The organism is Streptomyces sp. NPDC028305, assembly GCF_055569495.1.
The window spans coordinates 1,209,472-1,216,480 of the sequence record NZ_JBVHTN010000002.1; the positions used below are offsets into that span (position 1 = coordinate 1,209,472).

At 71.5% G+C, this 7,009-nt stretch carries 6 protein-coding genes; 3 read left to right on the top strand and 3 right to left on the bottom strand.

Features of this window, described 5'->3' with window-relative positions; genetic code table 11:
- Nucleotides 1-99: 99 nt before the first annotated feature.
- The 3 genes from gndA to ACZ4WQ_RS11375 all read right to left on the bottom strand — a co-directional run bounded on the left by gndA (nt 100) and on the right by ACZ4WQ_RS11375 (nt 3,887).
- A complete protein-coding gene (gene gndA / locus ACZ4WQ_RS11365) occupies nt 100-1,545 on the bottom strand; it encodes an NADP-dependent phosphogluconate dehydrogenase (RefSeq protein WP_398376931.1) in 1,446 nt (481 codons plus the stop codon).
- Between the two features lie 134 nt (nt 1,546-1,679).
- The gene (locus tag ACZ4WQ_RS11370) at nt 1,680-2,600 is read right to left on the bottom strand and encodes an AEC family transporter (protein ID WP_398376932.1); all 921 of its coding nucleotides are present in this window, start codon (nt 2,598-2,600) and stop codon (nt 1,680-1,682) included.
- A gap of 72 nt (nt 2,601-2,672) precedes the next feature.
- On the bottom strand, nt 2,673-3,887 hold the full coding sequence (locus ACZ4WQ_RS11375) for a pyridoxal phosphate-dependent aminotransferase (protein WP_358845696.1): 1,215 nt from the start codon (nt 3,885-3,887) through the stop codon (nt 2,673-2,675).
- Nucleotides 3,888-3,973: 86 nt separating this feature from the next.
- On the opposite strand from ACZ4WQ_RS11375, the gene ACZ4WQ_RS11380 reads away from it, so the two are divergent.
- The 3 genes from ACZ4WQ_RS11380 (at nt 3,974) to ACZ4WQ_RS11390 (ending at nt 6,852) form a co-directional block, all read left to right on the top strand.
- The gene (locus ACZ4WQ_RS11380; protein WP_398376933.1) at nt 3,974-4,630 is read left to right on the top strand and encodes a winged helix-turn-helix transcriptional regulator; all 657 of its coding nucleotides are present in this window, start codon (nt 3,974-3,976) and stop codon (nt 4,628-4,630) included.
- A 139-nt stretch (nt 4,631-4,769) separates the two neighbouring features.
- Nucleotides 4,770-6,275 carry a PepSY-associated TM helix domain-containing protein gene (locus ACZ4WQ_RS11385; RefSeq protein WP_398376935.1) on the top strand — a complete coding sequence of 502 codons (1,506 nt, stop codon included), beginning with the start codon at nt 4,770-4,772 and terminating at the stop codon, nt 6,273-6,275.
- A gap of 106 nt (nt 6,276-6,381) precedes the next feature.
- On the top strand, nt 6,382-6,852 hold the full coding sequence (locus tag ACZ4WQ_RS11390; protein WP_361184772.1) for a VOC family protein: 471 nt from the start codon (nt 6,382-6,384) through the stop codon (nt 6,850-6,852).
- The last annotated feature ends 157 nt before the right edge of the window (nt 6,853-7,009 follow it).

A 7,009-nucleotide genomic window follows, 5' to 3' on the forward strand; every position in this document is an offset into this window, starting at 1 on the left:
TCCCTCCAGCCGTCGCGGTTCTCGCACGGTCAGAAGCCGGTTTCCGTTTCCTGATTCCCCGCCTGGGCGCCGCCGATCACATCGGGCCGCGGTACGGCCTCACATCAGGGTCTCGCTCCGGTCGCCGGACCACTCGGTGTGGAAGGTGCCCTCCCGGTCGACGCGCTGGTAGGTGTGGGCGCCGAAGAAGTCCCGCTGCGCCTGGATGAGGGCGGCGGGCAGCCGGTCGGCGCGCAGCGCGTCGTAGTAGGCGAGCGAGGCGGAGAACCCGGGCGTGGGGATGGAGCCCTGGACGGCGGTGGTCACCACGGCCCGCCAGGCGTCCTGTGCCTCGCCGAGCTGACGGGAGAACCGCTCGTCGGCGAGGAGCGTGGGCAGCGCGGGGTCGGCCACGTACGCGCTGCGGATCTCGCCCAGGAAGCCGGCCCGGATGATGCAGCCACCGCGCCAGATCTTGGCCACCGCGCCCAGGTCGATGTCCCAGCCGAACTGCTCCGCCGCGGCCTGGATCATGTTCCAGCCCTGTGCGTACGAGACGATCTTCGAGGCGTACAGCGCCTGCTCGACCTGGTCGACGAGGCGGTCGGCATCCTGCCCGGCCGCGGCGGGCACCTGGGGGCCGGTCAGCTGCCGGGCGGCGGCGCGCAGCTCGGTGTGGCCGGACAGCGAGCGCGCGAAGACGGCCTCGGCGATGCCGGGGACCGGCGCGGCCACGTCCAGCGCCGTCTGTACGGTCCAGCGGCCGGTGCCCTTCTGCTCGGCGGCGTCGGCCACGATGTCCACGAACGGCTTGCCGGTCTCCCCGTCGGTGTGGGCCAGGACCTCGGCGGTGATCTCGATCAGGTAGGAGTCCAGCACACCGGTGTTCCAGCGGCGGAAGATGTCCGCGATCTGCGCGGGGGTGCGCCCCGCCGCCCGCCGCAGCAGGTCGTACGCCTCGGCGATCAGCTGCATGTCGGCGTACTCGATGCCGTTGTGCACCATCTTGACGAAGTGTCCGGCGCCGTCCGAGCCGATATGGGTGCAACAGGGCTCGCCGTCGACATGCGCGCTGATCTTCTCCAGCATCGGCCCGAGCGCGGCATACGCCTCCACCGACCCGCCCGGCATGATGGAGGGCCCGTGCAGCGCGCCCTCCTCGCCGCCGGATACGCCCGTCCCGACGAAGTGGATGCCCTGCTCGCGCAGGGCGGCCTCGCGGCGGCGGGTGTCCTCGAAGTGGGCGTTGCCGCCGTCGATGACGATGTCCCCGGGGTCAAGCAGCGGCACGAACTCGTCGATCACCGCGTCGGTCGGCCCGCCCGCCTTCACCATGATCATCAGCCGCCGGGGGCGCTCCAGCGCCGCCACGAAGTCCGCGGGCTTCTCGGCCGGCACGAAGGAGCCCTCGTGCCCGAACTCCTCGATCAGGGAGCGGGTGCGGGCGGGCGTCCGGTTGTGCACCGCGACGGTGTAGCCGTTCCGGGCGAAGTTGCGGGCCAGATTGCGGCCCATCACCGCGAGCCCTGTGACTCCGATGGAGGCGGTTGACACAGAGGGTGCCATGGCTGTTCCTCGTTTCCTGGCGGGGGTCCGAGCGACACCGACGGTAGCCGGGCCACCCGGTGTGCGCGGTGCCGACACTCACGTCCGGCGCGTCGTGCCAGGACTCCGGCGGCCGACGGTGGCGGACGGTGCCCTCAGCCCAGCAGCGCCGCCACCGTGAGCAGCACCGGAGCCGCGAGGAACGTCGACAGCAGGATCGACTCGCGCGCCAGCCGCGTCGCGGTCTGGTAGCGCACCGCGTAGGTGAAGAGGTTCTGCGCCGCCGGGAGCGCGGAGGTGACGACTGCGGCGAAGAGCGCGGCACCGCTCAGCCCGAACACCCCGGCCGCGATGGCCCATGCCACCACCGGCTGCGCGAAGGACTTGAGCGCCACCGACAGCAGCACCGCCCCGCGGTCCTCGCCGCGCCCGGGCAGCGCGCTGCCCGGCAGCGAGAGGCCGAAGGCCAGCAGCACCCCGGGCACCGCCATCCCGCCCAGCAGCGAGACCGGTTCCATGACCGGCCCGGGAATCCGCCAGCCAGAGGCGGCCACTGCCACGCCGCACAGCGAGCCGACGACGATGGGGTTGCGTACCGGCGTGGTGAGCCGTCTGACCAGCGACGGCCGGCGCTCGCTGCGGCTGAGGTCGATCACCGTCAGGGCGATCGGGGACACGACGAGTTGCTGGAAGAGCAGGACCGGCGCGATCAGGGAGGCGTCCCCGAGCACGTACATCGCGACGGGGATGCCGAGATTTCCGGCGTTGACATAGCTGGCGCACAGCGCGCCGATCGTCGTCCGGCCGACGCTCCAGCGGCGTACAGCGCCGACGGCGATGAACGTCCCCGCCACGACGAAGGTGCTCAAGGCCGTGACGAGCATCGGGACCGACACCAGGACGGAGAGGTCGGCCCGCGCGAGCGTGGAGAACAGCAGGGCCGGGCTGGCCACCTGGAAGGCGAGCGCGGTGAGGACATCGCGCCCGTGCTCGCCCAGCGATCCGCGGCGCCCCAGGACATAACCGGTGACGACGATGCCGGCGATGACACCGAAACCCGCGATCACCCCGCCCATAAGCATGCACCTTACAAGCGGTTGCCCGTCCATGGGACAGGACCCCGCGAAGGCGCGGTCGGGCGCCCGGGGTCACGACTGCCGGTAACCGCCGAGGAACCGCCCGATCCTGCTGATGGCCGACTCGAGGTCGTCGACATGCGGGAGGGTGAGGATGCGGAAGTGGTCGGGGCGCGGCCAGTTGAAGCCGGTGCCCTGCACCACCTGGATCTTCTCGCGCAGCAGCAGGTCCAGGACGAACCGCTCGTCGTCGTGGATCCGGTGGACGTCGGGGTCGATGCGGGGGAACGCGTACAGCGCGCCCTGGGGTTTGACGCAGGAGACCCCGGGGATCTCGTTGAGCTTCTCCCACGCGCGGTCGCGCTGTTCGTGCAGCCGGCCGCCGGGCAGCACCAGGCTCTCGATGGACTGCCGGCCGCCGAGGGCCGCCTGGATCGCGAACTGCGCCGGGGTGTTGGGGCACAGGCGCATCGAGGCCAGCATGGTCAGCCCCTCCAGGTAGTTCCTGGCGTGCTGCCTGGGGCCGGACACGACCACCCAGCCGGACCGGAACCCGGCCACCCGGTACGCCTTGGACAGGCCGCTGAAGGTCAGACACACCAGGTCCGGGGCGAGCACGGCGGGGCTGTGGTGGACCGCCCCGTCGTAGAGGATCTTGTCGTAGATCTCATCGGAGAACACCATCAGATGGTGGCGGCGGGCCAGGTCGAGGATGCCCTCGAGGATCTCGCGCGGATAGACCGCCCCGGTGGGGTTGTTCGGGCTGATGATGACCACCGCCTTGGTGCGGTCGGTGATCTTCGATGCCATGTCGTCGAGGTCGGGGTACCAGTCGGCGGACTCGTCGCACACATAGTGCACGGGCTTGCCGCCCGCCAGGGTGGTGACGGCCGTCCACAGCGGGAAGTCCGGCGCCGGGATGAGGATTTCGTCGCCGTCCTCGACCAGGGCCTGGACGGACATGGACACCAGCTCGGAGACGCCGTTGCCGAGGAAGACGTCGTCCACGCCGATGTCGTCCAGGCCGCGCTGCTGGTAGTGCTGGACCACCGCCCGACGGGCGGGGATGATGCCGCGCGAGTCGCTGTAGCCGTGGGCCTGCGGCAGCATCCGGATCATGTCCTGGAGGATCTCCTCCGGGGCCTCGAACCCGAACAGCGCCGGATTGCCGGTGTTGAGGCGCAGCACGCTGTGTCCGGCCTCCTCCAGCGCGTTGGCCTGCTCGATCACCGGACCCCGGATCTCGTAGCAGACCTCGCTGAGCTTGCTCGACTGCCGGAACTCCATCTCGCGCCCTCCCGGTTCGCTCCGCCTCATCACTCGACGATGGCTTGCTTTGTTCTACCAAGGTGCCACTTGGAAAGTCCAACTAAATGGCTAGACTGGGGCGCATGCCACGCCGAAGCTATGACCAGTACTGCGCGATCGCGCGGGCCCTCGATGCCGTCGGTGACCGGTGGACGCTGCTGATCGCGCGGGAGTTGCTGGCGGGTCCCCGCAGATACACCGATCTCCACACCGACCTGCCAGGGGTCAGCACGGACATGCTCGCCTCACGGCTGAAGGACATGGAGCGCGACGGCGTACTCGCCCGCCGCAAGCTGCCGCCGCCGGCGTCGGTCGCCGTCTACGAACTCACCCCCCACGGCCGCGCGCTGCTGCCCGTCCTCACCGCCCTCGCCACCTGGGGCGCGCCCGCGCTGGCCGAGCGGCAGCCCACCGACGCCATCCGGGCCCACTGGTTCGCCGTTCCGCTGCTCCACCGGCTGGGGCACCTCGCCACGGAACACGAAGGGGTCGTCGACGTGGCGCTCGAGGAGGGCGGCTTCCATCTGGTGCTCGGCGCGCCCGAGCCGTCGTACGCGGACGGACCGGCCGAGCGCGCGGACGCCCGGCTCGTCGTGGACGCCGACACCTGCGTCGCCCTCGCCCAGGGCACGCTGACCGTCGCCGACGGCATCGCCAGCGGAGCCATCGAGATGACCGGGCGGGGCCCGCTCGCCGACGCGCTGCGCGGCGCCCGTGCCTGACGGCCCGACCGTCACACCCTTCCGGCCGCGTGTGACATGGATCATGCATTCGGCCCGGAACTCGACGCCCCCCGGATCCGACGACTGATGCGATGCGGCCACCGCCGCACCGTGTCCGCCACCGAACCGGGAGCCGTCCATGCCCGACCGACCGAGCGCCGCCACCACGGAGGACGGCCCCGAGAATCCGCCCACGGCCGCGGGGCCGCCCCCCGCGGCCGCCCCGCCCGACCCGGGGCGGCCCGGGCGGGCCTGGTGGTCCGCGCTGCGCCCGCTGGTGCTGCGACTCCACTTCTACGCGGGCGTGCTCGTCGCGCCGTTCCTGCTGGTCGCGGCGGCGACCGGACTGCTGTACGCAGCCTCCTTCCAGGTCGAGAAGATCGTGTACGACCATGAGCTGAGCGTCCCCGTCGGCGAGCGCGAACTCCCCGTCTCCCAGCAGATCGACGCCGCCCGCACGGCCCACCCCGAGGGCACCGTCAGCGCGGTGCGGCCCTCGCCCGAGGCGGGCGCCACGACCCGGGTGCTGCTCTCCGGGGTCAAGGGGGTCGACCCGGACCACACGCTCGCCGTCTTCGTCGACCCCTACACCGGGAAGGTCCGCGGCGCACTGGAGCAGTACGGCTCCAGCGGCGCGCTGCCGCTGCGCACCTGGATCGACGAGCTCCACCGGGATCTGCACCTCGGCCAGACCGGCCGTCTCTACAGCGAGTTCGCCGCCAGCTGGCTGTGGGTGATCACCGGCGGCGGGCTGGTGCTCTGGCTGGCCCGCCGACGAGCCAAGCGCAGGCTGCGCGCGATCGCCCTGCCCGACCGCACCGCCACCGGCCGCAGGCGGACCATGTCCTTCCACGGCGCGGTGGGCGTCTGGGCGGCGGTCGGCCTGTTCTTCCTGTCGGCCACCGGCCTGACCTGGTCCACCTACGCGGGCGCGAACATCGAGGACCTGCGCACCGCCCTCCGCCAGACCACCCCCTCCGTCTCGGCCGCGCTCGACGGCGCCGAGCGGGCCGACGGCGAGCACTCCGGCCACGGCGCCATGCCGGGCATGGACATGGACGGCTCTCAGGACGGCGCCGAAGACCCGTCGTCCGCCCGGGACGTAGGGCTGGACGCGGTGCTGAAGGCGGCCCGGGCCGAGGGGCTGGGCAACCCGGTGGAGATCGTGCCGCCCGCCGACGCGAAGACCGCCTATGTGGTCCAGCAGATCCAGCGCAGCTGGCCGGAGAAACAGGACTCCGTCGCCATCGACCCCGCCACCGGCGAGGTCACCGACGTGGTGCGGTTCGCGGACTACCCGCTGCTGGCCAAGCTCTCCCGCTGGGGCATCGACGCGCACACCGGCAGCCTCTTCGGTCTGGTCAACCAGATCGCGCTGGCCGCCCTCGCGCTCGCGCTGATCTTCCTGATCCTGTGGGGCTACCGCATGTGGTGGCAGCGCGGCAGCGCCTCCGCGTTCGGCCGCCCCGTCCCGCGGGGCGGCTGGCAGCAGGTGCCGCCGTACGTCCTGGTGCCACTGGCCGCCGCCGTCGCCGTGCTCGGCTACTTCGTCCCGCTGCTCGGTCTGCCACTCGCCGCCTTCTGGGCCCTCGACGTGGTCCTCGGTGAGATCGCCTACCGGCGTGGCCTGCGGACCTACCGGTGATTCCCATCGATTCCCCATCTGTTGAGCCCTGACCGATGAGTTCTCGCGGCCCGGCCGGTCCTACTCCTCACAGGCACCGGAGCCGAGCCGGCAAGGAGAGCACATCATGCAGAAGATCACCACGTTCCTGTGGTTCGACAACCAGGCCGAGGAGGCGGCCAACCACTACACGTCCATCTTCGACGACTCCCGGATCGTGGACATCCAGCGCTACGGCGAGGCGGGGCCGGGTGAGGCGGGCACGGTCATGACCGTCACCTTCGAACTCGCCGGGCAGAGGTTCATCGCGCTCAACGGCGGTCCCCACTTCACCTTCACCGAGGCCATCTCGCTCTCCGTGGACTGCGCGACGCAGGAAGAGGTGGACGAGCTGTGGGCGCGGCTCGGCGAGGGCGGGGAGGACGGGCCCTGCGGCTGGCTCAAGGACAAGTACGGGCTGTCGTGGCAGATCGTGCCCAGGAAGCTGACCGAGCTGATGAGCGACCCCGACCCGGTCAAGTCCGCGCAGGTCACCAAGGCGATGCTCGGCATGAAGAAGATCGACATCCAGGGTCTGGTGGACGCGTACGAGCGGTGATTCCGCCACCCGGAAGTGGGCGCCCGCGCGCCGGCGGCCGGGGGCACGTCGCGGCCGCCCCCCCCGGGCTCCCCGGCCCCCGGGGGCCCCCCCCCCCCGCCATCACAAGCCGCGTACTCAGCCGAACATTTACAAAACACCAATGCCGCACGAAGCG